Genomic DNA, 24,615 nt, shown 5'->3' with positions numbered 1-24,615 from the left:
CGTCGGAGACGTAAGGTGGACATGGGGCGACTCTGTCGCTGTTGCATATGGCGCGGACCATACAGAATAACTGGGTAAGGGTCCATAAAAAATCCGCGGGGATTTAACCTCGCGCGGTAAATTCTCCTTAATGACCTTTATCTGAAATATTGCGAGCTCGCGCCGCCGGCCACAAAGAAAACGGGGAAGCCGGACCGGCTCCCCCGCAAGGTGATCGCGATCTTCGCCCGCTTAGAGCGTGAAGATCCAGTTGGTAATAAGCACCACCGCTACACCGGCAACCAGGGTCAGGTAAGGCAGTATGCCCGCCTTCCGTTCCATCTTGCCTGAATCGGTGATGCCGAGGTCTTCGAGCATGCGCGGCGGGAACTTGCCCTTGTCCTGCACATAGTGGCGGAAGCAGAAGACCGGGATGATCAACGCGGCCATGATCAACCCGCACCACAAGGCGATCGGGTTCCACACCTTGGCGCCAGCGCCCATGAAGGCGGCGTTGACGAAGGACAGCACCGTGCCGGCGGCCAGGATCAGCGTCGGCGCCTTATAGGGCCGGCGCACATGGCCGTTATCGATACGATGGATCCAACCGGAATTGAGGTTGAGGAAGTTGAAGATGATGTAGCCGCAATTGGACACCGCCAGGATGAAGTAATAGGCGGTGGCATCCGACGACGCGAAGGACAGCAGGATCATGTTGAAGACCAGATCCGTCCACATGGCATTGGTCGGCGCGCCGTTGTGATTGACGCCGCTCAAGTAGCGCGGCAGCCAACCATCGACCGAGCCCTGATACAGGGTGCGCGACGAACCCGCCATCGCCGTGATGATGATCAGGATCAGCGAAGCGATCATCAGGAAGACGAACAGCGTGTGGATGAAATGGCCGCCGCCGACCATCATCGCCATGGCCGAAGCCACACCCGTGCCGGCGACGATGCCGGGATCGAGCATGCCGGTCAGGCCCAGATAGCCCTGGAAGGTGATCGGCACCAGGATGAAGAGCAACAGGCAGAGCAGACCCGAATAGAAGATCGCCTTGAAGGTGTCTGTATCCGGATTCTTGAACTCGCTGGTGTAGCAAATCGCGGTTTCAAAGCCGTAGGTCGACCAGGCGGCGATGAACATGCCACCCAGCACCAGCGTCCAACCGGCCGTGTTCCAGCTCCCCGGCTCCGGCGCATAAGGCACCGCGAGCGGTACGAAAGGCGTGAAGTTGGCGGAGTTGAAGTTGCCATTGAAGAACGGAATGACGCCGACGATCAGCAGCGTGATGACGATCACCAGCCCGACCACCGTCTGCACCTTGGCGGTGCCGAGGATGCCGCGATGCTGAATGGCGAAAGCCAGCAGCATCAGGATGGCGCCGATGAAGAAGGTCCAGTTGATCGAGACGTTGACCAGGCCGCCGACATTGGCTGTGAAAAGCGACCAGTTGTGGATCGGCATGAGCGCAGCGGTAGCCGCGGCCGCATCCATCGTCTGACCGGCTGCCGTTGCCTGGGCGATCATGGCCTGGACCGCTTCAGCCGTCGGCGCCGGTTCCATCAGATCGAGGATGTAGCCGGCCGCGATGGCGGTACCGAGTGAGAGCACCGGCGTCCAGGCGAACCAATTGCACCAGACCGAGAGCGGCGCGATAAACTTGCTATAGCGCACCCAGGCGGCTGCACCATAGACCGATGCACCGCCCGATTTGCTGGGAAATAAGCCAGCGATTTCGGCATAGGTGAAGGACTGAATGAAGCCCATGCACATCGAGATCGCCCAGACCGCAAAGGCCGGAATACCGACTGTGCCGGCGATGCCGCCGATCGAGAAAAGAACGAGAGCGGGAACGCCGCTGGCAACCCAGAACGCCCCTTTCCAATCAATTGCCCGGTGCAGTTCACCCTGCCCGGCTGTCTTTGTTTCACTTAAAGTCGCCATTTCCCCCTCCCAGGTACTGGAAAAGCGTTACGTGCTTAATTAACGGTTACGAATGCTCCATTTTATTGGCCGGCATCTCCCCCGATGCAGTTGTTGCCGATGGAGCGGCTGATACCGGGTGATGGAAGATCACCCAGCGGACACGCGCCCATTTGTAGGCATCCATGATCGAGAGGGCATAAATGAACAGCCCGCCGGCATAGCGGCCCACCAGAGAAATCTCGGGCGTCGAGAGGTGATAGGTGACATAGCCAAGCGCAATCATGGTGAACACAAACAGCAAGCCGCGATTGGCTTGATTGTTCATCACCTGACCGACGCCCGGCAGAACAGCTGCCACCGCCATAATCAAATAAGGATGCAACGGCGGCTTCGGCGGCACGGCCGATGGCTCCGCTCCCTTGCGCCGTTTCGATGAGACGGCGTTGTTCTTTCGTTTCTGCGTCAAGCGCTTCTCCCCACGCCCCACGCGTTCACCGCGATGCGGCATGATGGGCGAAATCGCCACACCAATCCACATATTTTTTAACGCATTGGTCCATCATTGGTGCACGAGTCATGAATGCGTTTCCGGGGCTTTCGAGTCTGGCGCGTGCGCCGTTAGCGCTGTTGCGACATCACGATGAATCGCGATCAATCGATCGAGCAGATCCTGCAGCAGCGCCGGTGCGAGGACCGGATTCTCGAAATCCGCCTGGCGCAACACTTGATACTGCAAGCGATCGGCTTGGCGCGCCTGAAACACCAGCCGCACGCCTTTCGCCGTCAGCAGCATTTCTTTCGCTTGCGGCTTGTCGAAGAAATTCATATGCGGCGTCAAAATCTCAGGCGGCGGCAAGCGCGCCGGATCGTCGCTGCGAATCGTGGCATCCTTTGGCCAGCCGAGCGGCAGATCGAGGCGATGCGGCAGATCATTGGACGGCGAGAAGAACTCGACATTGTGGGCCCGCATCAGGATATCGAGCGTCGGCATGCCCGGCAGGGGCGCCATCAAATTCGCCCGCAGCCATAGGCTGGGCACCTTGCGGACGGCGATATGATCGATGATGGCATCGATATGAACGCTGTGGCCCTGATAGCGGCCGGTGAGCACCGGATAATCGAGATCATTCTGACGCAGTTGGGGCCCTTCCAGCAGAGTCAGGCATTGCGAAAACAGGATGCTGCGCCGTTGCTTCAAGCGTCGGCGGTCACGCCGATAGATCCCGCCGAGCGTAACGGCCGCTGCAACAACGAGGATAATTAGGATAATCGTTTCGCCTGTCGTCATCGGCGTCTTGAATTGCCTCGCGTCATCTCATTTCACCGGCATCATCGCACGATCGTGACGGGGCAATGGGCCCGGGTGACGATATCTGCGGCCACTGATCCCAGTAGCAGGCGCTTCGCCCCGGTCAGCCCCGCCGAGCCGGCAATGATGTGGTGATAGTTGTTCTTCTCCGCATAGCTCACAATAGCGGCGGCGGGATTGCGGCCATGAACCCGCACGCAGGTCAGATGCTGCAGCTCCTGATGCGTGGCAACGCTGAGCGCGGAGAGCAATTCGCGATCGGGCGGCAGGTCGCCGGCCCGCAGGCGCTTTTCGTCCCAGACCATCGGGTGCTGGTCTTCCGAACCGGTGACGACGGTGAGAAAGGCGAGATGCTGTTGCTGCGACCGCGCCAGCTCGGCGGCATAGACCACCGCCTTTTCCGAAATCGCCGATCCGTCCGTTGCGCAAAGCAACCCCGATGTCATCATTCTACCCCCGCTCGATAGGTGCCGCTTTATAGGAAACCGGCCGATGGTTATTTTCCATCGGCCGGTCTTAACGGCTCGTTACCAAGCCAGGCCTGTCTTATGGTCTTTTAAACAAGCCCTTAACCATATTCCTCGCAACCCCTTCTCAGTAACCCAGGGGCCGCGGCCAGGACATGGTGAACTGGTCGCCGCGCCGCACATATTTGTAGCGATGGAAGGCAAACCAGATCGAGGCCAGGATATAGAACATCATCATCGCCAGGAGCTGCGCCCCGAAGCCGAGGAAAACGGCGAAAAGGGTGGCAACGCAGAGGATGAAGAGCACGATCGCCGGGATCGGATGTCCCGGATGGACATAGCCCCGCTTGATCGATCCCAGCGGCCATTTGCGCCGGAACTTCATGACGTTGATCGGCATGAAGGTATAGCCGAGCAGGCCGGAGAGGATCGAGAAGGTGATCGTCTGCGCCAGGAGCCCGGTGAAGCCGAAAGCGACGGCGATCGGGATCAGGAACAGGATCGAGCGATAGGGCGTGCGGTATTTCGGATGCACTGCCGAGAACCATTGCGGCAGATAACGGTCGCGACCCATCGAGAACCAGGCACGCGAGGCGTCATTGATGCAGCCATTGGCCGAGGCAGTCGCCGAGAACACCGTGGCGACCCAGAGCAGCACATGCAGGAAGGTGCTGCCACTCATCTTCGAGGCGTCATACAGCGGTGCCAGCGCCTGACCCAGATAATCCCAGGGCAGCATGCCGGCGCAGATCCACCAGGTGAGCGCGGCGGCGATCAGCAGCGTGATCATGCCGGTCATGGTGCCGAGCGGCAGGGAGCGGCCGGCCGAGCGGACTTCTTCCGCCGCCTGGCAGGTGCCTTCGATGCCGAGATAATACCAGATGCCGAATTGGAACGAGGCCAGCACGCCCATCCAGCCATAAGGCAGGCCGGGCACGTTGGAGAGTTCCGGCAGCGGCTGGATTGCCAGCATTTCCGCGTGCTGCGTGATTTCGCCCGGCGAGAAGGGATGCACGCCGATCCACAGGACGATAATCGAGACAAAGGCGATGGCGGTGATCAGGAAGTTCACCGACAGGGCCATGAAAACGCCGCGATAGTTCAAGAAGGCAAGCGCCGCGACCATGAAGAAGACGAATGGATGCGGATCAACGCCGGGCCTTCCCAGCTCTTCCGCGCCCATTTTCACCAAGTCACCGATCACCAGCACGTCGGCCGCTTCCAGCATGGTATAGGCCATGACCAGATAGAGGCCGACATTGAAGGCCATCAGGGGCCCGGTCGTGTGCTTAGCCTGGGCATATTGCCCGCCGGCCGCCGCGACCGTGGAGGTGATCTCCGAATCGATCATGGCGACGCAGGTGTAAAGCAGGCCGACCACCCAGCAGGCGACCAGCGAGCCATAGGCCCCGCCTTTTGCGACCGAGAAGTTCCAGCCCATGAATTCGCCGACCAGAACGATGCCGACGCCCAGCGCCCAGACATGGGCTGGCCCCAGCACCTTCCGCAGATTGATAACGGTCGGCGTGGCTGTCGTCGTGGCTTGATCCAAGGCAACATCCGACATGATTTATCTCCCGCTCCGATGTTGCTCTTGCTGCAGGGCCAGTTCGTCGATGCCTTCCTGCGAACTGGTCAACACATCCTCGCTGAAATGCTGGCTGATGCGGATGGCATCGAACACCATCCATAGAACCAGCAAGGCCGCCGCCGCCCAGGCGGCATATTGCAAGATATCCCAGAAATCCATGGTCTCTCCCCTCGCCTTTATCGTGGCGATGACGATCTTTATCGGTCGAATTTTTCCGCAATGACTTCCTTGTATTCCTTGTCCGAAAAGACCAGCAGGAAGCCGAAATAGCCGATGATGACGACGGCGGTGAGCAATAGCATCGACCAGTTGAAGCTGTAATCGAACCACTGGGTGATCAACGCGGCGGCGCTGTTCACGTCATAGCCGAGCGCTTCCCATTGCTTCTGCATGGTCGCGTTCTGGCCGAGATTTTCCCAGGTCGCGCCGGTGAAGGTGACCGTGCCGTCGGCAGCAGTTTCCTGGGTCACACCGGCCGGCAGGATGGTGCGGGTCGACGCACCTGCGAGATTGAAGACCAAGGGCACGTAAAGTGCCACGAACACAGCGATCAGGACCAGCAAAGCGTCGATGATCTGCCCTGCCACGCCCTGTTTCGGCGGTTGATATTTTGCTTTTGCCATGGAGCCTCCCCCTCCCGAGTAAAGTCTTTCCCGACCTGCGTCAGCGCCACGCCCGCAGCATCAGGCAACCGGCAAAGACGGTCCGCTCAATGGTGGCGGGCTTCGTCGAGATGCCGAATGTCCAGTTCGTAGATGAAATTTTTGTCGTGGCTGTAATGCGAGATCATCGCCACGATCGAGGCCGTGTTGAACAGGCCGAGCACAACCGCGGCGACGGCAATGACGACACGCATCGTGTTGTCGGGGATCAGCGGATTGACGCTGAAGAACACAAAAGCGAGCACAGCCCACAGAACCAGAACGAACCCAAAGGCCCAGAGCTTATCGCGCCGAAACATAGCGTCGATCCGGGCTTGCATAGATTCAGCCATTAGACGGGTCTCCCGTTGATAGACACGATCCGCCATATTCAGCCGAACACAGCTCCCGCGTCACAATCCTCTCAGACACACTTATTCTTCGTTGGCCGTTCATCGGCCATTAGGAGTTGTTTACCAGATTGAAAACTTTTTTACTAGGCTGAAACTTCTTAACGCAAATGCATCGATTGAAAACGGCATGCATTAGATCAAAATCGTCAGAACTCGCGTTTCAGCGGACGGGCCAGGAGCGTCTGGACGGCCGTATCGATATTGATCCGCCCGCTGAGGATATCATCCACCGCCCGGCACAGGGGCATATCCACCTGCAATTGCTCGGCCAGGGCGACCACGGCGGCGGCGGTGGTGACGCCTTCCGCCACCGTATGACGCTGCGCCAGGATATCGGCCACTTTGCGCCCTTCGCCCAGTTCATGGCCAAGCGAGGTATTGCGCGATTTCAGGCTGCAGCAGGTAAGGATGAGATCGCCGAAACCTGCGAGCCCCATCAGGGTCTCGCTGCGCCCGCCTTTGGCCAGTGCCAGCCGGCTGACTTCAGCCAGGCCGCGCGTGATCAGGGCGGCCCGGGCATTCTCCCCGAGGCCGCGACCGATGACCATGCCGCAAGCGATCGCCAACACATTCTTGGTCGCTCCCGCAACCTCGACGCCGACCAGATCGGAAGCGCCATAGGGACGGAAGGCGGCATGGCTGAGCGCCGCCATCAGGCGCTGGGCGACGGTGTCTTCCGCGGCGGCGATCGCCACCGCCGTCGGCAAACCGCGCGCTGCCTCGGCCGCGAAACTGGGGCCCGAGAGCACCGCAATGCATTGGCCCGGCAATTCCTCCGCCGCTATCTCGGTCATCAGCCGCCCGCTACCCAGCTCGATTCCCTTGGCGCAGATCACCAGCGGGCTGGTGGGCGCGAGATACGGCCGCGCCGCCCGGCAGAAAGCGCGGAAATACTGCGAGGGCTGTGCGTAGAGCACGGCATCGGCCGACAAAGCGGCGGAGAAAGCATCAGGGAGATCGCCGGCAATCCGCAAATCCGGCGGCAGCCCGACACCCGGCAAATACCGCTTATTGGCGCCGTCGCGCCGCATCACCTCCGCCTGTTCCGGGCGACGCACCCAGAGCTGCGTGTCGCGGCCGGCACGCGCGGCGATCAATGCCAACGCCGTGCCCCAGGCTCCGGCGCCGATTACCGAGAGCGATTTGATATCGGTCATTGCCGTCGCATCCTGATATGCCTGCCTCGTCATGCCGTCGGTGATGCCGTTCCCAGTTGGCCCATCCTTGCCTCGGCTGTAGTCTGGCGCCCGACGAAGTGCAAGATGGTTTCAGCCAATGCCGGTTCCCTCACCTCATCTTCTGCCGGCGCCGTACAGCCTGGCGACTCGCTTGCCGAAATGGCTGATCCCGGCCGTTTTGTCGCTTTTGTTCACCGCGCAGGAACCGCCATCGGCCGCCGCAGCGGCCACCGCACCCGCAGTTGCGCCGGCGATCGCAACCCTGACCGTGGCCCTGCCGGAAACCGCCGCCCCGCGAACCATCGGTTTCTATATGGCACTGGCCGATCACCTCTTTGCCGATGCAGGCCTTCAGGTTCGCTTCATCGCCCCGGCCGACCGCACGCCGGCGCAGATGCTGGCCGAGGGCAAGGCCGATCTTGCCGTCGACACCATGTCCACCGCCTTGCGGCTGCGCGAGGAAGGCGCGCCGATCCAGCATATCGCGCAATTCTTCCAGCAAGCGGGCCTGGCGCTTTTTTGTCGTCGTCCGATCCGGGCGCCGGCCGATCTTCGCGGCACCAGCATCGGCATCCGGCTCGACCATCAGGAAAGCTCTTTCTATGCCTGGATGAACCGGCTGAATATCAGCACTTTCGGCGAAGAGAACGGCGTCACGCTTTCGCAGCAGGCTGACGATCTCCAAGCCCTTGCCGATCATCGCCTCGATTGCATCACCTCGACCGCCTATCTCATTCCTCGGCAGTTGAAGATCGCCGGGCTCAAGGCGAAGGACCTGACGGTTTTCCGTTATGAAGATCTCGATGTTGAAACGCTGGAAGATGGTCTTTATGCCCGCGCCGAGGATCTGCATGACCCGGCGCGGCTCGACCGCTTCGCCCGTTTCCTGGCGGCCGCCCGCCAGGGTTGGCAGCAATTTCATGACAACCGCAGTGCCGCGCTCAGGCTGCTTACCGGCCTGTCCGACAAGACCGCGCAACAAGAGACCGAGCAGGTGGGAACCGTGCCAGCCAAGCCGGTCAACAGCGGCGCCGGGATCGATCGCGCAACCCTGGCCGAAAGCCTGAAGGCGGTCGATGTCCTGCTGAATTCCGACAAGCAACCGATCGGCAAGCTGAACCCCGAATCCTATGACCGCAGCGTCAATGTGCTGCTGACCGGTGCGCCTGATCCAGTGCTGGCCCGGGCTCCGGCCGGCGCCCTCAGCGACGCCGTCTGGTGGCGTCTCGGCGCGGTCGCCCAGCCCAAAAAATAGCCGCCGCCGGCGCGCCGCGGCTTTTGCCAGATCATATGACCTCTGCTATAACCGCCTTGCCCGCGTCCCCGTAGCTCAGCAGGATAGAGCGTCGGTTTCCTAAACCGCAGGTCGGAGGTTCGAATCCTCTCGGGGACGCCAATTCCACTCACCTGATATGCCCCCGTACTCAGAGGGGTATCCTGGGTTTCCTCCTAACCGTTTCTTTGCGGCGGTAGCGAGCCTTGCGGCGTTTGGCCGTCGAGTGTCATAAGCGGCCAATAGAGATCGGGCCTGCGGTCGCGAAAGACACCCCAATTGGCGCGCATCTCGCGAATTGCCTCAAGATCGAACTCGCCCAGGATCACCTCTTCCTTGTTGGGGCTTGCTTTGGCAACGATTTGACCCGTCGGGCCAGCAATGAATGAGCGGCCCCAGAAAGTAGTTGATCCGAACTCCCCGTCTTCCTTGCCGATGCGGTTCGATGCCACGAGCGGTGTCAAATTGGCGGCGGCGTGGCCTTGCATCGCAGTTTGCCAATGATCATGACAATCAGAACCAATACCCGTCGGGTAAAAGAGCAAATCCGCGCCAAGCACACACATGCAGCGGGCGGATTCCGGGAACCATTGATCCCAGCAGATGCCGACACCGAGATTTCCGAACCGGGTTTTCCAGACCTTGAAACCGGTGTCGCCCTCACTGGTGTAAACCTTCTCGAAGCAGCCCGGAGGGCCCATCGGAATATGTGCCTTGCGATAGATGCCGAGCTGCTTGCCATCCGCATCGATCATCATGACGGTGTTGTAATAGGCGTTGTTCGCCCGTTCGAAGAAATTTATCGGCAGCACGACGCCCAGTTCGCTTGCCAGCTTGGACATCCGCGCCAGGATCGGATTGCCTTCTATGGGCAGAGCGAACTTGAAATATTCCGATTTCCAATCCATGAAGGCGAAGAAGTGAGTGGCAAACATCTCCTGCAGCAGGATTACATTGCCGCCTTCCCGAGCAGCCGCCCGCACAAGGCGCTCTGCCGTAGCGAGGTTTTCCTCCATATCCCAGCTGCAAGCCATCTGCGTTGCAGCAACCTTGACTTTCATGGTTTTGCATCCTCCCTTTGACGCCATTTCGGCGACCGATCCCCTCTTGACGAGGCGCCAGCTGTACAAATTGGGAAGTCATCTCCGTGACGCACGGAAAGCAGCCTTCCTGAAATGCCGTTCTATGTTCGTTGATCCCCAGCATATTCACACCCTCCTTTCTCATCAAGAATAGGGCGGACGTATTCCAGCGATCGACTGGGCCGAAGTCGCCATAGACCGAGTTCCGCGATGGCGAAGATTGAGCTATCATTCGAGTCGGGTGCCGCCCACCCTCCTCCCTCCATCGGGAAAGCATCTTTCATGCAGGGCGCATGGATCGTTGAACCGACTGTTCGAGCGTGCAGCATAAGGAGGGGTTGTTGCGATCACGGCTCGCAATGGGAGGTTCCATCGATGAAACTATCTGCACCCGTCTATCATTTGAAGCGCAAGGCGAAGCTTCTATCCCGTGAAGCGAATATGCCGCTGCACGAAGCGCTCGACCGTATCGCCATCGAGGAAGGTTTCGGCAGATGGAGTTTGCTTGCCGCCAAGCTCTCCGCGTTGACACCGGCCGGTAGGCTCTTTCCTCAATTGCAGCCGGGCGATCTCGTTCTGGTCGGTGCCCGGCCGGGGCACGGAAAAACCTTGATCTGTCTCGAACTCGCGATCGAGGCCATGAAAGCCGGTCATCGAAGCCTATTCTTCACGCTGGAATACACGAGCAGAGATGTATCGGAACGATTCCGCGACCTCGGCGTTGACGATGCTCGGTTCGAGGCGCTGTTCACCGCGGATTGTTCCGATGCCATCAATGCCGGCTACATCATCGAGCGGATGGGTACCATGCCCTGTGGCACGTTGGCGGTCGTTGACTATCTGCAACTGCTCGATCAGCGGCGCGAAAATCCGCCGCTGATGGTTCAGGTCCGCGCGCTGAAATCCTTTGCGCGCGAGAAGAGGATGATCATCGTCTTCAGTTCTCAGATCGATCGATCTTATGACGCCGCTGTGAGATCTCTTCCCGATCTCACCGATGTCAGATTGCCAAATCCTTTGGATTTGGCGCTCTTCAGCAAGACTTGCTTTCTGAACAGCGGCGACATTCAGTTTCGCGCCACAGGCTGACAGCGCCATACCGTCAAGGCATCGCCCGCTAAAAGCATCCTCTGAGGGCCGGCTCGCACACCTGAGCCGGCTGTCCTTGAGGGCGTAGAAATTTCTCCTTATAGTTGCCTTCTCGCACCGCCTGGGGAGAAGAGTTGAGAAGCTACAGCGTTTCCCAGGACAGGCGCTCGGCGATCACCGCGACTGAAGTCGGCAAGCGCAGATGGCCAGCAACCGGGAAAGATGCTAAGCCTGCCGTGCCTATTGATTACAGCCAGATGCATGGCCCGCATGACGCAACCCGGCGCTCAGAATCGCGAAAACGCTTCGAAAAGCTGCGATGCCTTTCGTGATGGTCCAGACGTTGGCACCGTCCCGCGGGTCTGGGTCCTGACCGGCTTTCGCGCCGGCGACAAGGCGCAGATGCTTGCGCTGGCCGAGGCGCTGGGCTGGCCCTTCACGGTCAAGCAATTCGCCTACCGGTCTTTCGAGCTCGTCACCAATATTCTATTGGGGCCTAATCTCGCCGGCCTGAAGCGCGACAAGTCCGATCATCTGACCCCGCCCTGGCCCGATCTCGTCATCAGTGCGGGGCGCCGCAACGAGCCGATCGCTCGCTGGATCAAGGCTCGTTCGGGAGGGCGCACGCGTCTGGTCCATCTCGGCCGCCCATGGGCCGAGCCGCGGCATTTCGACCTGGTGATCACCACACCGCAATATCATGTCCCGCCCAGGGATAATGTGCTCTCCATCACCGCGCCTTTGCATCAGGTGACGGCGGCGCGGCTGGAGGTGGCAGCGGAACGGTGGCGCAATTCTGTGGCGTCCTTGCCGCAGCCGCGCATTGCCGTCCTGGTTGGCGGCAGCAGCCCGCCTTACGTTTTCGATCGCGATATGGCTTCCCGCCTTGGCCGCGCGGCTTCGGCAATGGCGCGTCAAGCCGGCGGGTCGCTGCTGGTTTCGACAAGTCCCCGCACCGGCCCGGCGGCAACGCAAGCCTTGCACGCAGGCATCGATGTTCCTTGTCATTTCTACGCCTGGCAGGCCGACCCCGAGACGAATCCCTATCTCGGTTTTCTGGCTTTAGCCGATGCCTTCATCGTCACCGGCGACAGCATGTCAATGGTCGCCGAAGCCTGCGCCACGGCAAAGCCGGTTTATCTCTTCGATATGGGTAAGGGCTGGAGCCGCATGCGGTCGGAACCGCCGGCACGACCGGAGCTGATACCGCTCGCCGACCGTCTCCGGCCAAGGCGGGTCCTGCATTGGCTGATCGCCCACTGCCTGCCCCGGCGCGTGCGCCGCGACATCCGCCTGATCCTGCGCGGGCTGGTGGCCAATCGCCAGGCCGCGTGGCTGGAGGAAGAAAGCGGAGGGGACCGTCAAAGCCAGCCGCTCAGGCCGTCAGCTTCAACCGACCTGCCGCGCGCCGTCGCTCGGGTGAGGGCATTATTCGCGACGCCGGCAGGCGACTGATCCGGCCGACGCCGCAGAGATAATCAGGCCGCCGGTTGCAGGGCCGGCGCCGGTGACTGCCGCAACAAATCCAGCGCGTCATGGCGAATGTGATTGAGCCGCATTTCCTCGCGCAACTGCGCTTCCGTCACAATGCCGGCATCGAGGCATTCGCGCAGCAGGTCGAAGAAGAGCTTTTCCTGGTTCGGATCGGGATGTGGCTGATAGCGGCCCATCAGGCCGTAATCCCCGAACAATTTACGACGCGCCTGCATCAGCCAGGCCCAGGGCGGAAAGAAGGCCACCCGATCGACCGGGGAAAAGTCGACCTTCAGACCGGTTTTCCAAGGCTGCGTCTTGCGCTTGGTGTTATGCACCATCTTGGTCGCCGGGGTCAGGCGGTCGAAATCGTTCCACTCATTCTCCAGCGAGCCGATCGTGTCCTGATTCTCGGTCGCGAGACTCGTCCATTCGATATAGTCGCGCTTGAAGTCGAACATCTCGCTGAACTGGATCTCGACATGCCAGTGCTTGAGCTTCGCACAGTCGAGCAGCATCACGCTGGTCGCATGCGCTTTGCGCGTGCCGCGGGCACGACACAGGACCGCCTTGCCCTGCATGTCGCGCGACAACAATTCCCAGATATCGCCGACGGCGAAAATATCGGGGTCGATCACGGCGGCCCGCCCCTGATAACCCATCAGTTCCGGCGGCATGAAGCGCAGCGGCGTGAAGGATTGCAGATCGTCATTGCGCCAGATGCGTTTCATCCCGTCGCGCAGATAAATCTTGCCTTCCTTGGCGCGAAAGAAGTCGTGCTCCTCCATATGCATAATCTGCACACCAAAGGCATCCGGCTTCGCCGAATTCCGCTTCAATGCATGGGCGGCGACCAGGGCACCGACCAGCTGTTTGCGGTTGGTTTGAATGAAGACGCAAGGTTTAGGTTCGGCCATTTCTGCCATTCCGGTCCGATCAATCATGATGCTTGGCGTTCGGTCGTGGGCGATGCATCTGTGCCATAGCCGAAGACCGGATCGAGATGCTTGGCGACATATTCATCGATCTGCCGCGTCTGCTCGTCATCGAAGTAATCGTGATAGCCGCCGATTTTGGCGCGGCGCACCTTATAAGAGTTCGTGTCGCCCTTTTTACCCGGCGCCAGGCGTTTGCCTGAGAGCCAGGTCGAGGACGATCCCTCCTCCAGCTTGCGCATATTCTCGAAGGCGGCAAATTCAACGCTCTGACTGACCTCGTCATCTGTCGGCGACTGTTTCATCCAGTTCAGCATGCGCTTCAATTCCCCGTTAGGGTCGCGCCGTATATCTTCATAGCGCACAATGAGCACGTTCTTCATACGCGGCAATTCCTTAGCCCATTCGTTCAGGAACCGCACCGCGCGCGGCAGCCCGGCATCGGCATTGAGGACGAAATCGGCAACCGAGATATCCGCTCCATGCGCCGGATATTCGTTCAGCACCTTCTTATGCGCCGGCATGCGATGCTGCCATTGAAAGAATTGCGAAACGGACACATCGGCAGGATGGCGCACCAGCAGGATCGTCGGCTTATTATAGAACGCCACCTTGGTCGCCCCGGCGCCGGTATAATCCCGGATGTAATTGTCATGGGTGAATAGGATCTTCGGGATCGCCTTGTTCTTGGCATGCAGGTTGTCGAAGAAGAACAGGTCATGCGCGGGCAGCTTATGCCGCAATTGGAAGAAGCGCGACAGCATCACATTGAGCCAGGTGCGCCCGCTCTTTCCATAGGACACGATAGCGTAATCCGAACGCTGCAGCCGGAACGTATCCTCCCGGCCCCGTGCACGCCGGCGAATCTGGCGCCGCCGCTCGGCAGGCGCCAAGGCGGCGGCCGTCATGACGATTTCGCGCATGACGCGATGTAATACCCTTTCGATCATCTCAACTCCTGGCAGCCGGCATCGCGGCCGTATCCTGCAATAAACTCCGCCGGCGATCACCGGACGGCACTTCCATCGGCATCACAGCGATTCTCTCTAATGCAACGGTTTCTGGCAAGGGCAACGCTGCTGGCAAGCCACGTTAAGCACCTTCGACCAGTTTGGTGACACGGTCGGCGACCCGGGCTAACTCATCCACCGGACGGCGACCGCCGGCATTGAATTGCTCGCCGAACCAGACCGCCAACCCGTCCGCCACCAACCGCCGGTGCAACGCTGTCAGGTCACGGTCATGGCCAAGGGCAGCGAAGCGCGCCACGAAATCTGCCAGCTTCCGCAGCCAGCCTCTTGCCGCTTGCCCCGGTATCAGCCGGTTCAGCCGGGTGGCCCAACGGCCGGCGCGGCCGGCTGGAGATATGGAATAAATCGCCAACGGGCGGCCGAGGCGGGCGATTTCCATCAACATCGAGAGGCTGTCGCTGGTCACCACAAACCGTTCGGCGAGACCAAGCAAAGCCCGATAGGGATTATGTAGGCCATCGGTTCGCCAGGGATACAGTACGGCGCCGCGCGGCAATTCGCGTTCCAGGACGGCGACGGCTTCCGGTGGCGTGCGGCGACTGGTGGTAACCACGAGCGAACCGCCTTGAGAGGCGACCAATTTCCCAAGATCCTTGGCCAAGCGGCTCGCGGCCGCCGCATCGAAAGGCACCGTGCCGGTTTGGCCACCCACCAGCACGGCCGTCAAAGGTTGCGGCAGGGATGCAAAAGCATCCCGCCAGCGATCGGTTTCAGCGGCGATCGCCGTTTCATCGATGCGCTGCAATGGATAATCGATACGCATCAGATTATCGCCGCGGCACTGGCGGTAATGGCCGGCCAGGACCGCCAGATCGAAGCGCTCGATATGCCCCTTGGGCAGACCGATCAGCACGATCTTGCTGCGCTGCTCAGGCGCGGCGGCGGCTTGCGACCGTTCCTGGATCCAAAGCGCGATCATCGACATCCGCCGCCCGCTGGTAAGGACCAGATCCGGCCACGGCGCTTCCAGCCTGTCGGATCGCGCCAGATCGACATGATCCAGTGAAGCGGTGATCTTCGGCTTGCCGAGAACATAGGGTTCACGCACCTGAATGCGCTTGATGTCGTAAGGCCAGGGCAGCGCATCGGCGACGGCGAGAACCTGCGCATTGTCGCCCGCCTTATCGGACAGGATCACCCAGATGCGCGGCGACTGCCTGGTATCGCGCGGCATGGCCGTTGCGAAATCGACCACCGCATGATTGGCATGTTCAGGATGACGCGGCAACGGCGCCTCTGTCGACATCCCCATCATCCGCCGGACCCGCCGAACCGCCTGCTGCAGATCGTCCATCGGCACCATATTGGCCGCTTTGGCATTCGGCGACGGGAGCTGCGGCGGATCGGTCAGCCATTTGGCGCGACCCGATCGGATATAGAGATCCTGGACCAGACGGATATCGCGGCTACGGTTGAGGCGCCGCGCCGGCCGACCGATCCACCAAGCATAGGGGAGGCCAAGAAGGCCCTGATCCAGCAATTGCGACAGGCGCCACCATTGACGCACCCGCTTGTCGCGTCCGCGCGGCCCATGCATTGCCGCCGGGCCACCGCCGAATTCGAACATATAAACCGGACGATGGGTATGGCAGGCCTCGGCCAGCATCGACATGCTGTCGGCCGTGACGATGAAGGCATCGGCCAGCGCCAGGAAGCCGTGATAGGGATTGTTGTCGTCATTCGCCCGCCAACGATAAAAGTGGCAGGGCACATCGATCGCACGCTCGAGCGCCGCCATCGCGCCCCGGCCGGTCCTGGCACTGGTGCAGATGAGAAGGGAGGCGCCCAGGGCACGGGCCAGCGCGCTCGCCTCGCGGCCCAGGCGTTGCGCCGTACGTCGGCTGAAAATATAGGGACCGCTCGAGCCGCCGACCAGCACCGCCAGATAGGGTGCGGCAAGGCCGGCGAGACGCGGTGTCCAGATTGCCGCCGCGTCATCCAATCGCTTCGGCGTCACCGGATGGAGGGGGAAATTGTTGTGCAGCACGTTCGGATGCGGTGGCAGGCGGAATTGCGGCGTCGTCACCACCAGATCCAATTCGTCCGGCGGCGTCCAGTAGCGGCCGAGCACGACGATCCGGCTGCGTCCGCCGGATTGCCGGCGAATCCACTTGGCGGGGGTTTCGTTCTGGCGCCCGGCCATGATGATGAGATCCGGCCAGGGCGGCGTCAGTGGACTGGAGCGCCGCCGGTTGAGGCCGATCAACGTCACCGCGCCCGGCAGCGCGAAGAACGCCTCGTACCAGTGATATTTGGTTTCCTTGACGGTGAATGACCAGCCCAACGCCCGGGCCAGGCCCAGGCTTTGGGCGTGATCCCCCGCGCGATGACATTTCAAGACCCAGACCGTGGGCTGCCGCCCGACGTCCTCATACCCGCCGGCGGCGGCATCAGGAATACGTTGGGTCGACTTGTAAACCGTGGCTTCGTTATCGGCTTGGTCGAACATTCACCGGCCGAGTGCCAAATGCGTCATAGCCTGACGGTCCTCCCCCCGGATGCCGCGGCAAAGGTGGTTCGTGGCAGTGATCGCGATCGCAGCAAGCAGCAAGCCTACCGGCAGATCGATCAGGTAGTGCCAGCGCGAGGCCACCGATTCGATCACGATCCAGAAGAAGGCGATCGCGGTGACCGGCGCAACCCACAGCCGCGCCTTAACAGCATAATACAGCATAATAAAGGATGCGCCCACATGAAGCGACGGCATGGCGGCTAGAGGCTGGGCGAAGAACTGCCCGCCATGTTGTGCGATCCAGGCCGCGCCGCCTTCCCGCACCTGCTGGTACACATCATACATGTGCAGTTCGGCATCGGTCGCCATCTTGTTGACGCCCGGTTCATAGATGAAGGGGCCAACCGCTGGACGCACGAAGTAAGCGAGCGGCCCCAGCATCTCAAAAATCACCAGGGCGACCATGTTGTGGTAATGCCACAACCGGCGGCCAAGCGCATGAGCCAGGAATGACAGGACGAAGATCGCCATGAAAGCGGCCTGGTACCAGATGTCGACGGCTGGCAAGAACTGCCCGATACCCATGCGCAGCCATATGAAAAGGTCGACCACTGGCCGCAAAGCCTGATCAATGCCGAAATATTCCTGGTCATGCAGCGATGGGTTGATGACCGGGACCCACATCTTCATATTGAAGTGGACGTAGATAACGCCGATGAAAATGCCGAGAAGCAAGTAATCGTTGACCGCATGTGCGGCGATTTCCCGCCAGGTTTTTTTCTCGGCGCCGATAAAGCGCGCCATGACTTGCAGGACGAAGTAACCCAGGGCAGCCGCAATTGGCGGCACCCAGTAATTCGTCTTCAAACCCGGGATATTGCCGGGCATTGGCACCGTGAAAGGAATATTTTCCAAGCTGGAGATGGTGACGGCGATCGCCACAAAGCCGAGTGCCATCATCGGAACGAAGGCAAGGCCACTGAGCGGCAAAAATCTCCAAACATTCTGTGGAACGGCCAGGGCCATCGGCGCCACTGAAACACTATTTGCTGGTTTTTGCCGAGTCAGCACATCTGGCCTCTTGCTCATCTCACCCTACGTCTGATGCCGACGGCCCGGGGACCGGTCGTCAACAGCATTTTGTTATCTGCGAAGGCGGCCGACTGCGGGGAATCGGCGCTGCAAACTGACCTGTACCACGCCGAAATGTAACCCAAGACGGCGTGGGAGCATGTCATTCCCTTTACCCTATCTGCCCCCGTAATGCCAGCGAGCGGCCTCGATCCAATTATTATCAATTGGCGTCACAACGAGGCGTGCCGCAGTTTGCATGACGTCGACGTTACGTCTTCATACTTTCCGCGAACTGACGGCGCCCGGAACAACCTGAGATACGGGATACGAACCGGTTTACCTGGCTAGACCGGTGTCCAATTACAACAATAATGCGACACCATTGTGACATCACGAAACGGTGACCCCCTAAGTCCAGGATTGTGCGGTGCGGGAGGCGATTGACCGCCCGCTCCGGTAACGGCACTTAAAGTTCTTCGACCGGCATCGATTTTCATGAAATGGCCGGGGACCGAGGCGGTCGCATCCGTGAACGACCGGCAGTCTCAGAGGTAGCCTTGTGAGATAAGGCACCTAGGGAACTCAGACCGAAACACCCATCTTTTTTGAAAGGCGGAGCGGTGCGGATACCGGCCGCTGAACCACTCACCGGCACGGTAATCTTCTCCAGTTGAAGGGGCCGAACCGGTGATAGGATGTTTCAGCCTGCCTCACGTAAGCGGGAGATCGTGACATGCGTTGGCTCATTCCGGGGCGTTGGCTCATTCCGGGGCTCCTGACGATGATATCCGTGCTGAGTGCCTGCGCATCGCGGCCGGATATCACTACCGATTACGACCACACTATTAATTTCTCGACCTACCACAGCTTTGCCTTTGAGCCGCAGCTCGGCACCGAGACGGCCGGCTATACCAGCTTGACGACACAGCGGGTCAAAGCCGCCATTCAGCGCGAGATGACCGCGCGCGGCTATGTCTATGACGAAGCAACTCCGGACCTTCTGGTGAATTTCTCCGCCAAGCTGGAGGATAAGGTCAACGTTACACAAACGCCGGTACCCATGAGTTATTATTACGGCTATTACGGCTACCGCGCCGGCCTTTATGCCCCTTGGCCGGGCTATGCGCTCGACACCAATATCGATCGCTACACCGAGGGAACGATCAATATCGACCTCGTCGACCGCGCGCGCCGGCAGATGATATGGGAAGGCGTGGCGGTCGGCCGTATCTCCGGCAATTCGAAGCAGATCCCGGAGGAGAGTATCAACCAGACGGTCACTGATATCTTCGCGAAATACCCCTTCCGGTCGGCCGGCCCGCCCACGCAATAGCGAATGGCGGCGAGAGGCACTTCGCCGCATCGGCCCGATATTGTCGAAGTGTGAAGAGCTGTCGAGTGCTGAGGATATCGGTGTGGAGGGCCAAATCCTGCTTGCCCTCGAAGTCGTGTCAGGTCGAAACGACACGACATTCAAGAAGCTGTCGGAAGATCTATCAAACAGCTAGCGCTCACCGTCCCTACCCAGGCGGCGGAAACGGAAGCATCTGCGTACTATTTTATGCCTGTGCGAAGACGTGGCAAGGGCGGAATTCCCGGAATAACAAGAGAAAGCACCGATTTCTGCGTCATTTTTACGGGTGATCGACTGTCACTATGACGTGACCGGGGCATGATCGCCCGCGAGCAACTTCGTCCTGCTTCCGCGGTTATCTCCCCGGCATACGGTGCTGCAGACCACGAGATGCGAGCGCCGCGGTAGCAGGTGACTGACTTCGCTATTTCGTATCCGAGCCCCATCGGAGGATTCAGCCTATGCGATTTCGTGGTAAGATGTATTGGCGACTCGCGAGTTAGATTGCGCTCTTCAGTCACGCGATCATCTTGAAACTGCGGGGCGGCAACACCTTCTTAGTAGAGACGTGTTGAACCTAGCGGTCGCATCACAAGTTCATCACAGGGGAACGGAGCGCAAGAGCAATATCGGGGATGCATCGGCGCTAAAGCCTTTGGAGGCTACGAGATGGCGGAACAGAAGGACGGATTTGCCGATATCATCGGCAAGGACCACGCCAAACGCCAGGAGCAACACTGGCGAGGAAATCTTCTCGCTTACCTTGATTTGCTACGCGAGAATTCCGGCATCTACAAATTGGCACATGCGCATCTGCACGATGTGGTCATGCGGGCGGGGATGAGTAAACCCGACGAAGCCGATGCTGCCCGGCAGGCGAAGATCTGGGGCGGAGAGCCACCCAACACCTATGAGTTTTTCAAAAACGATTTCTTCGGCATCGAGGATGTCATCGAAAAAGTTGTGCATTACCTGCACGCCGCCGCGCTGAAAGGCGAGGAAAGTCGCCAGGTCCTCTACCTCATGGGTCCTGTGGGTTCGGGCAAGAGCTCACTCGCTGACCGGTTGAAGGAGGGGCTGGAGCTCGCCGATCCGATCTATGTCATTGACGGCTGTCCAATTCACGAAGAGCCGCTGCACCTGATCCCTCGCCATCTGCGGCGCGAATTCGACAAGATGCTGGACGTGCATATCGAAGGCGAACTCTGCCCGGTCTGCCGCTATCGGCTGGAGCATGAGTTCAACGGCCGTTATGAGGAAATGCCCGTCACGACGATGCAGTTTTCCCGCAATCAGCGGCGGGGCATCGCCGTGGTGCCGCCGGTCGATCCGAACAACCAGGATACCTCCGTCCTGATCGGCTCCGAGGATATCTCCAAGCTCGATCGTTACGCCGAAGGCGATCCGCGCATCCTCGATCTCAACGGCGCGTTCAATGCTGGCAATCGCGGCTTGGTGGAATTCATCGAGGTCTTCAAGAACGAGACCGAATATCTGCATGCCATTATCACGGCGACGCAGGAAAAATTCGTTCCGGCGCCGGGGCGGCATGGCACGATCTATACCGACACCGTTATCGTTGCCCATTCCAATGAAGCGGAATGGCGCAAATTCAAAGCCGATCACACCAATGAAGCGATCATGGATCGTATCGTCGCGATCCGTGTGCCTTACAATATGCGCCTCAATGAGGAAGTGCGGATCTACGACAAGATCTATCGCCGTTCCGGCTTCCGCACGCATATCGCGCCGCATACGATTGAAGTTGCGGCCATGTTCGCGATCCTCACGCGCCTCCAGCCTTCGGCAAAATGCGACATGCTGACGAAGCTCAAGCTCTATAACGGCGAGGAGGTTGTCGAAAAAGGCCATACCAAGAAAGTCGATTTGGCCGAGCTGAAGGAAGACGCAAAATCCGAGGGCATGAGCGGCATATCGCCACGCTTCGTGATGAAGGCGCTCGACAGCGCCCTCACCCGCCATCCTGAAGGCATCACGCCGATTCACATCCGCGAAGTGCTGATCAAGATGGTCAAGGAAGCCGATCTTCCGGACGATACGCGTAAGCGTTATCTGGAATTCCTGCAGGATACCATCCACAAGGCCTATCTGGAGATTCTCGAACGCGAGATCACGAAAGCCTTCGTCTTCGCCTATGAGGAACAGGCCGAGACCCTCTTCCAGAATTATCTCGACCATGCCGAAGCCTATGTCAACAAGACCAAGGTCAAAGACCGCAACACCCGCGAGGAATTGGAACCGGATCTCAGCTTCCTCAAGTCGATCGAAGAGCAGATCGCGATCATCGGTTCCTCGGCCGAAGGTTTTCGGCAAGAGGTCATCGCCTATCTATGGTCGGCGAACCGGCGTGGCGAAAGGGTCGGGTATTCCAGCTATGAGCCGCTGAAAGAAGCCATCGAGAAAAAACTGATGGGCTCGGTGCGGGATATCAGCCGGATCATTACCAAGACCCGCACACGGGATGAGGAACAGAGGAACAAATACGAGGCTCTGGTCGAGAATCTGCTGGACAGCGGGTATAACGAGCACTCTGCCGAGGTGGTGCTGAAATATGCAGCAAACCATCTGTGGAAGGATTGAGCGGACTGAGGACGGGTGCATCAGCCCTGACCGATGGCGGGACGAGCGATGACGACTGTTTTCAGAAATTACTCTTCCAGCGAAGCCCTGCAATCCGATCGCAGCTCCGGTGATCGCCTCCGTCACCGCCAGAAAGTGCGCGAGGCGATTCGCGATAACATCGCGGATATCGTGGCGGAACAATCGATCATCGGCCGCAGCCGCGATACCATCATCAAGGTGCCGCTGCGCGGCATCAAAGAATACCGCTTCGTCTACGGCGATAACAGCAACCGAGCGGGCCAAGGCAATGGCGATAGCCAGCCGGGCCAAGTGGTCGGTCGCAGCCAGCAGGAAGGCGAAGGTATTGGTAAGGCGGGTGACCGGCCCGGGGTCGATTACTACGAGACCGATGTTACCTTAGAAGAACTGGTCGACATGATGTTCGAGGATCTGGAATTACCGGATCTCGAACGCAAAGCCTTGCGCGAAACCATCAGCCACAGCGCCACCAAGCGCAAGGGATACCGCAAGGTCGGCATTCATGTGCAACTCGACAAACGTCGGACCGTACTCTCCCGCATCCGCCGCAAGGTGGCGACCGGAACCGAAGGCGAGGAAGCTCCGGAGGGGGCGGAACTCGAACAAGGGGAAGGACTCGAACAAAGGGAAGGAAGAGCGCGCTTCCCGTTCATTCAGGGCGATCTGCGGTTCCGCCGGCGGACCGAAGACGTCGATTATGAATCCAATGCCGTCGTGCTCTGTCTGATGGATACCTCGGGCTCGATGGACACGATGAAGAAGTATCTGGCCCGCAGCTTCTTCTTCCTGCTCTATCAATTCGTCCGCACCCGCTATCAGCATGTCGAGCTCGTTTTCATCGCGCATGACGCGGAAGCGCGTGAAGTCAGCGAGGAAGACTTCTTCCATAAGGGCGAATCCGGCGGCACGCTCATATCCTCCGCCTATGCCAAGGCGCTGGAAGTTATCGATCAGCGTTATCACCCATCGCTCTGGAACGTTTATGCCTTCCATTGCTCCGATGGGGATAATATGTCGAGCGACAATCCGCAGGCGCTGAAGCTGGCCGCGCAGTTATGCAAAACCTGCAATCTCTTCGGCTATGGCGAGATTAAACCCAATAGCGGCTATCGCGAAAGCGATGCCATGATCGCCGTCTTCCGCGACCTGGAAGCGGATAATTTCCAGGCGGTCCGGATCGGCGATAAAAGCGATATCTGGGCCGGCTTCAAAAGCTTTCTCACCAAGGATAAGGCAACGGCGAATCCGACGGGTTGATGCGGGAAAGCTGAAAGGAGTCCGGATCAGATGGCGGCAGCATGGGACATTCGCGATCTCGAATATTGGGATGCGCGCATCCGGGAGAAAGTTCAAGAATTCGGCCTCACCTGCTATCCCCAGGAATTTGAACTTTGCGACCATACCCAGATGCTGAGCCTGATGGCCTATTCCGGCATGCCGTCGCATTATCCGCATTGGTCATATGGCAAATCCTTCGAACGCCAGAAAACGCTCTACGACCACGGCGTTTCCGGCCTGCCCTATGAAATGGTCATCAACAGCGATCCCTGCCTGGCTTATCTGATGCGGCAGAATTCGCTGGCTTTGCAGATCCTCACCATCGCCCATGTCTATGGGCACAATGATTTTTTCGCCAATAATTTCACCTTCAGCCATCTGCATGCCGATCTGGTGATCGAGACCTTCAAGAACCACGCTAATCGTGTGCGCGGCTATGCTGCCGACCCCTCGATCGGCCAGGAGGCCGTGGAGCTTGTGCTCGATGCCGCCCATGCCTTGTCGCTGCAATGCCGCCGCAATCCGGCAATCCGCCGGCGCAGCCCTGAGGAGCAGAAACGCGCGGCTCTGGAAGCCGCCGGTGCGCCGCCCGATCCGTTCCAATCAGTCCACAAGCGACCCGGCTACGAGGCACCCGAACTCGGCCGGGTGCCGCTGGAGCCGGAAGAAGATCTGCTGACCTTTCTCCGCGACTATTCGCCAAAACTGGCGGATTGGCAGCGCGATCTGCTGACCATCGTTCACGAACAGACACAGTACTTCCTGCCGCAGATCGAAACCAAGATCATGAATGAAGGCTGGGCCTGCTATTGGCACCGCGCCATCATGAACAGCCTCGACCTGCCGCCCGATCTGCATATGGAATTCATCGTCCGGCACAATCAGGTGGTGCGGGCGATCCCGGGCGATATCAATCCCTACCATCTTGGCCTCAAGGTCTGGGATGATATCGTCCGCCGCTATGACGACCCCACGCCCCAGGAAATCGAGGAATTCGGCCGGCCGGATCGTACGGGCCGCGAAGCGATCTTCCAGGTGCGCGACGTCGATCGCGATGTCTCTTTCCTGCGCCGCTTCCTGACGCAGAAGCTGATGCGTGAGATGGATATGATCGAGGTCGCGCCGGAGGGGAATGACCTGGTCGTCTCCCGCATCTCCGACGAGAATGACTGGCAGCATGTCAAACGCACCCTGCTCTCCTATATCGGCATGGGCAGCACACCGGTCATCCGGGTGATCGACGCCGATCATGGCGGTAACCGGACCTTGCTTCTGCGGCATGAATATGATGGCCGTGAATTGCTGCTGGATTACGCCGAGAAGACCCTGCGTTTTGTCCAACAGCTCTGGGGCCGCCGGGTCGATCTGCAAACCACCCTTGATGGACGCAACGTCTGCCTGTCTTGGGACGGCCAGGATTTCCTTCAGAACTGAGCGGCGCCCGC

At 59.6% G+C, this 24,615-nt stretch carries 21 protein-coding genes and 1 tRNA gene; 8 read left to right on the top strand and 14 right to left on the bottom strand.

What is annotated here, in order from left to right; genetic code table 11:
• Positions 1 to 231: 231 nt before the first annotated feature.
• From SMD27_RS04525 to SMD27_RS04485, 9 genes are all read right to left on the bottom strand, one after another.
• Positions 232 to 1,926: an APC family permease gene (locus tag SMD27_RS04525; protein WP_320507130.1), complete on the bottom strand. Its 1,695-nt coding sequence runs from the start codon at positions 1,924 to 1,926 to the stop codon at positions 232 to 234.
• 46 nt (positions 1,927 to 1,972) lie between these two features.
• The gene (locus tag SMD27_RS04520) at positions 1,973 to 2,308 is read right to left on the bottom strand and encodes a hypothetical protein (protein ID WP_320507129.1); all 336 of its coding nucleotides are present in this window, start codon (positions 2,306 to 2,308) and stop codon (positions 1,973 to 1,975) included.
• 174 nt (positions 2,309 to 2,482) lie between these two features.
• The gene (locus tag SMD27_RS04515) at positions 2,483 to 3,196 is read right to left on the bottom strand and encodes a hypothetical protein (protein WP_320507128.1); all 714 of its coding nucleotides are present in this window, start codon (positions 3,194 to 3,196) and stop codon (positions 2,483 to 2,485) included.
• 41 nt (positions 3,197 to 3,237) lie between these two features.
• On the bottom strand, positions 3,238 to 3,666 hold the full coding sequence (locus SMD27_RS04510; protein WP_320507127.1) for a universal stress protein: 429 nt from the start codon (positions 3,664 to 3,666) through the stop codon (positions 3,238 to 3,240).
• Positions 3,667 to 3,811: 145 nt separating this feature from the next.
• A complete protein-coding gene (locus tag SMD27_RS04505; protein WP_320507126.1) occupies positions 3,812 to 5,251 on the bottom strand; it encodes an APC family permease in 1,440 nt (479 codons plus the stop codon).
• A gap of 3 nt (positions 5,252 to 5,254) precedes the next feature.
• Positions 5,255 to 5,434 carry a hypothetical protein gene (locus SMD27_RS04500; RefSeq protein WP_320507125.1) on the bottom strand — a complete coding sequence of 60 codons (180 nt, stop codon included), beginning with the start codon at positions 5,432 to 5,434 and terminating at the stop codon, positions 5,255 to 5,257.
• A 38-nt stretch (positions 5,435 to 5,472) separates the two neighbouring features.
• Complete coding sequence (locus tag SMD27_RS04495; protein WP_320507124.1) at positions 5,473 to 5,898, bottom strand: hypothetical protein; 426 nt, start codon at positions 5,896 to 5,898, stop codon at positions 5,473 to 5,475.
• Between the two features lie 86 nt (positions 5,899 to 5,984).
• Positions 5,985 to 6,269 carry a hypothetical protein gene (locus SMD27_RS04490; RefSeq protein WP_320507123.1) on the bottom strand — a complete coding sequence of 95 codons (285 nt, stop codon included), beginning with the start codon at positions 6,267 to 6,269 and terminating at the stop codon, positions 5,985 to 5,987.
• A 206-nt stretch (positions 6,270 to 6,475) separates the two neighbouring features.
• Complete coding sequence (locus tag SMD27_RS04485) at positions 6,476 to 7,486, bottom strand: NAD(P)H-dependent glycerol-3-phosphate dehydrogenase (protein ID WP_320507122.1); 1,011 nt, start codon at positions 7,484 to 7,486, stop codon at positions 6,476 to 6,478.
• A 172-nt stretch (positions 7,487 to 7,658) separates the two neighbouring features.
• Here SMD27_RS04485 and SMD27_RS04480 point away from each other — a divergent pair, with 172 nt between their 5' ends.
• Together SMD27_RS04480 and SMD27_RS04475 are read left to right on the top strand one after the other, a co-directional pair.
• Positions 7,659 to 8,762, top strand: a complete 1,104-nt coding sequence (locus tag SMD27_RS04480) for an ABC transporter substrate-binding protein (RefSeq protein ID WP_320507121.1) — start codon at positions 7,659 to 7,661, stop codon at positions 8,760 to 8,762.
• 64 nt (positions 8,763 to 8,826) lie between these two features.
• Positions 8,827 to 8,903, top strand: a tRNA-Arg gene (locus tag SMD27_RS04475).
• 53 nt (positions 8,904 to 8,956) lie between these two features.
• Here the strand turns inward: SMD27_RS04475 and SMD27_RS04470 are convergent.
• Positions 8,957 to 9,841, bottom strand: coding sequence for a carbon-nitrogen hydrolase (locus tag SMD27_RS04470; protein ID WP_320507120.1), 885 nt, complete (start codon positions 9,839 to 9,841; stop codon positions 8,957 to 8,959).
• 231 nt (positions 9,842 to 10,072) lie between these two features.
• On the opposite strand from SMD27_RS04470, the gene SMD27_RS04465 reads away from it, so the two are divergent.
• Positions 10,073 to 10,951, top strand: coding sequence for a DNA helicase (locus tag SMD27_RS04465; RefSeq protein ID WP_320507119.1), 879 nt, complete (start codon positions 10,073 to 10,075; stop codon positions 10,949 to 10,951).
• 270 nt (positions 10,952 to 11,221) lie between these two features.
• Positions 11,222 to 12,406, top strand: a complete 1,185-nt coding sequence (locus tag SMD27_RS04460) for a mitochondrial fission ELM1 family protein (protein ID WP_320507118.1) — start codon at positions 11,222 to 11,224, stop codon at positions 12,404 to 12,406.
• 23 nt (positions 12,407 to 12,429) lie between these two features.
• On the opposite strand, the gene SMD27_RS04455 is transcribed toward SMD27_RS04460, so the two are convergent.
• The 4 genes from SMD27_RS04455 to SMD27_RS04440 all read right to left on the bottom strand — a co-directional run bounded on the left by SMD27_RS04455 (position 12,430) and on the right by SMD27_RS04440 (position 17,832).
• The gene (locus SMD27_RS04455) at positions 12,430 to 13,341 is read right to left on the bottom strand and encodes a hypothetical protein (RefSeq protein ID WP_320507117.1); all 912 of its coding nucleotides are present in this window, start codon (positions 13,339 to 13,341) and stop codon (positions 12,430 to 12,432) included.
• 23 nt (positions 13,342 to 13,364) lie between these two features.
• Complete coding sequence (locus SMD27_RS04450) at positions 13,365 to 14,309, bottom strand: sulfotransferase domain-containing protein (RefSeq protein WP_320507116.1); 945 nt, start codon at positions 14,307 to 14,309, stop codon at positions 13,365 to 13,367.
• 142 nt (positions 14,310 to 14,451) lie between these two features.
• Positions 14,452 to 16,839 (bottom strand): mitochondrial fission ELM1 family protein, encoded by a 2,388-nt coding sequence (locus tag SMD27_RS04445; RefSeq protein WP_320507115.1) that lies wholly within the window; start codon positions 16,837 to 16,839, stop codon positions 14,452 to 14,454.
• A complete protein-coding gene (locus SMD27_RS04440; RefSeq protein WP_320507114.1) occupies positions 16,840 to 17,832 on the bottom strand; it encodes a phosphatase PAP2 family protein in 993 nt (330 codons plus the stop codon). It lies immediately after the preceding gene.
• Positions 17,833 to 18,649: 817 nt separating this feature from the next.
• Here SMD27_RS04440 and SMD27_RS04435 point away from each other — a divergent pair.
• The 4 genes from SMD27_RS04435 to SMD27_RS04420 all read left to right on the top strand — a co-directional run bounded on the left by SMD27_RS04435 (position 18,650) and on the right by SMD27_RS04420 (position 24,604).
• Entirely contained in the window at positions 18,650 to 19,249 is a 600-nt protein-coding gene (locus SMD27_RS04435) for a DUF4136 domain-containing protein (RefSeq protein WP_320507113.1), read from the top strand.
• A gap of 690 nt (positions 19,250 to 19,939) precedes the next feature.
• The gene (locus tag SMD27_RS04430) at positions 19,940 to 21,871 is read left to right on the top strand and encodes a serine protein kinase (protein WP_320507112.1); all 1,932 of its coding nucleotides are present in this window, start codon (positions 19,940 to 19,942) and stop codon (positions 21,869 to 21,871) included.
• A 48-nt stretch (positions 21,872 to 21,919) separates the two neighbouring features.
• Positions 21,920 to 23,149 carry a YeaH/YhbH family protein gene (locus tag SMD27_RS04425; RefSeq protein WP_320507111.1) on the top strand — a complete coding sequence of 410 codons (1,230 nt, stop codon included), beginning with the start codon at positions 21,920 to 21,922 and terminating at the stop codon, positions 23,147 to 23,149.
• Between the two features lie 30 nt (positions 23,150 to 23,179).
• Positions 23,180 to 24,604, top strand: coding sequence for a SpoVR family protein (locus tag SMD27_RS04420; protein WP_320507110.1), 1,425 nt, complete (start codon positions 23,180 to 23,182; stop codon positions 24,602 to 24,604).
• The last annotated feature ends 11 nt before the right edge of the window (positions 24,605 to 24,615 follow it).

The organism is Dongia soli, assembly GCF_034044715.1.
Taxonomy (GTDB): domain Bacteria; phylum Pseudomonadota; class Alphaproteobacteria; order Dongiales; family Dongiaceae; genus Dongia_B; species Dongia_B soli.
The sequence above is the reverse complement of the archived record's forward strand: the minus strand, read 5'-3'. Positions and strand labels throughout refer to the sequence as shown.

What these genes read in the sequence shown, in the direction of transcription:
- SMD27_RS04525 (WP_320507130.1), bottom strand. Translation starts at nt 1,926, where the DNA reads ATGGCGACTTTAAGTGAAACAAAGACAGCCGGGCAGGGTGAACTGCAC.
- SMD27_RS04515 (WP_320507128.1), bottom strand. Translation starts at nt 3,196, where the DNA reads ATGACGACAGGCGAAACGATTATCCTAATTATCCTCGTTGTTGCAGCG.
- SMD27_RS04510 (WP_320507127.1), bottom strand. Translation starts at nt 3,666, where the DNA reads ATGATGACATCGGGGTTGCTTTGCGCAACGGACGGATCGGCGATTTCG.
- SMD27_RS04505 (WP_320507126.1), bottom strand. Translation starts at nt 5,251, where the DNA reads ATGTCGGATGTTGCCTTGGATCAAGCCACGACGACAGCCACGCCGACC.
- SMD27_RS04500 (WP_320507125.1), bottom strand. Translation starts at nt 5,434, where the DNA reads ATGGATTTCTGGGATATCTTGCAATATGCCGCCTGGGCGGCGGCGGCC.
- SMD27_RS04495 (WP_320507124.1), bottom strand. Translation starts at nt 5,898, where the DNA reads ATGGCAAAAGCAAAATATCAACCGCCGAAACAGGGCGTGGCAGGGCAG.
- SMD27_RS04490 (WP_320507123.1), bottom strand. Translation starts at nt 6,269, where the DNA reads ATGGCTGAATCTATGCAAGCCCGGATCGACGCTATGTTTCGGCGCGAT.
- SMD27_RS04485 (WP_320507122.1), bottom strand. Translation starts at nt 7,486, where the DNA reads ATGACCGATATCAAATCGCTCTCGGTAATCGGCGCCGGAGCCTGGGGC.
- SMD27_RS04470 (WP_320507120.1), bottom strand. Translation starts at nt 9,841, where the DNA reads ATGAAAGTCAAGGTTGCTGCAACGCAGATGGCTTGCAGCTGGGATATG.
- SMD27_RS04465 (WP_320507119.1), top strand. Translation starts at nt 10,073, where the DNA reads ATGGCGAAGATTGAGCTATCATTCGAGTCGGGTGCCGCCCACCCTCCT.
- SMD27_RS04460 (WP_320507118.1), top strand. Translation starts at nt 11,222, where the DNA reads ATGACGCAACCCGGCGCTCAGAATCGCGAAAACGCTTCGAAAAGCTGC.
- SMD27_RS04455 (WP_320507117.1), bottom strand. Translation starts at nt 13,341, where the DNA reads ATGGCCGAACCTAAACCTTGCGTCTTCATTCAAACCAACCGCAAACAG.
- SMD27_RS04450 (WP_320507116.1), bottom strand. Translation starts at nt 14,309, where the DNA reads ATGATCGAAAGGGTATTACATCGCGTCATGCGCGAAATCGTCATGACG.
- SMD27_RS04445 (WP_320507115.1), bottom strand. Translation starts at nt 16,839, where the DNA reads ATGTTCGACCAAGCCGATAACGAAGCCACGGTTTACAAGTCGACCCAA.
- SMD27_RS04435 (WP_320507113.1), top strand. Translation starts at nt 18,650, where the DNA reads ATGCGTTGGCTCATTCCGGGGCGTTGGCTCATTCCGGGGCTCCTGACG.
- SMD27_RS04430 (WP_320507112.1), top strand. Translation starts at nt 19,940, where the DNA reads ATGGCGGAACAGAAGGACGGATTTGCCGATATCATCGGCAAGGACCAC.
- SMD27_RS04425 (WP_320507111.1), top strand. Translation starts at nt 21,920, where the DNA reads ATGACGACTGTTTTCAGAAATTACTCTTCCAGCGAAGCCCTGCAATCC.
- SMD27_RS04420 (WP_320507110.1), top strand. Translation starts at nt 23,180, where the DNA reads ATGGCGGCAGCATGGGACATTCGCGATCTCGAATATTGGGATGCGCGC.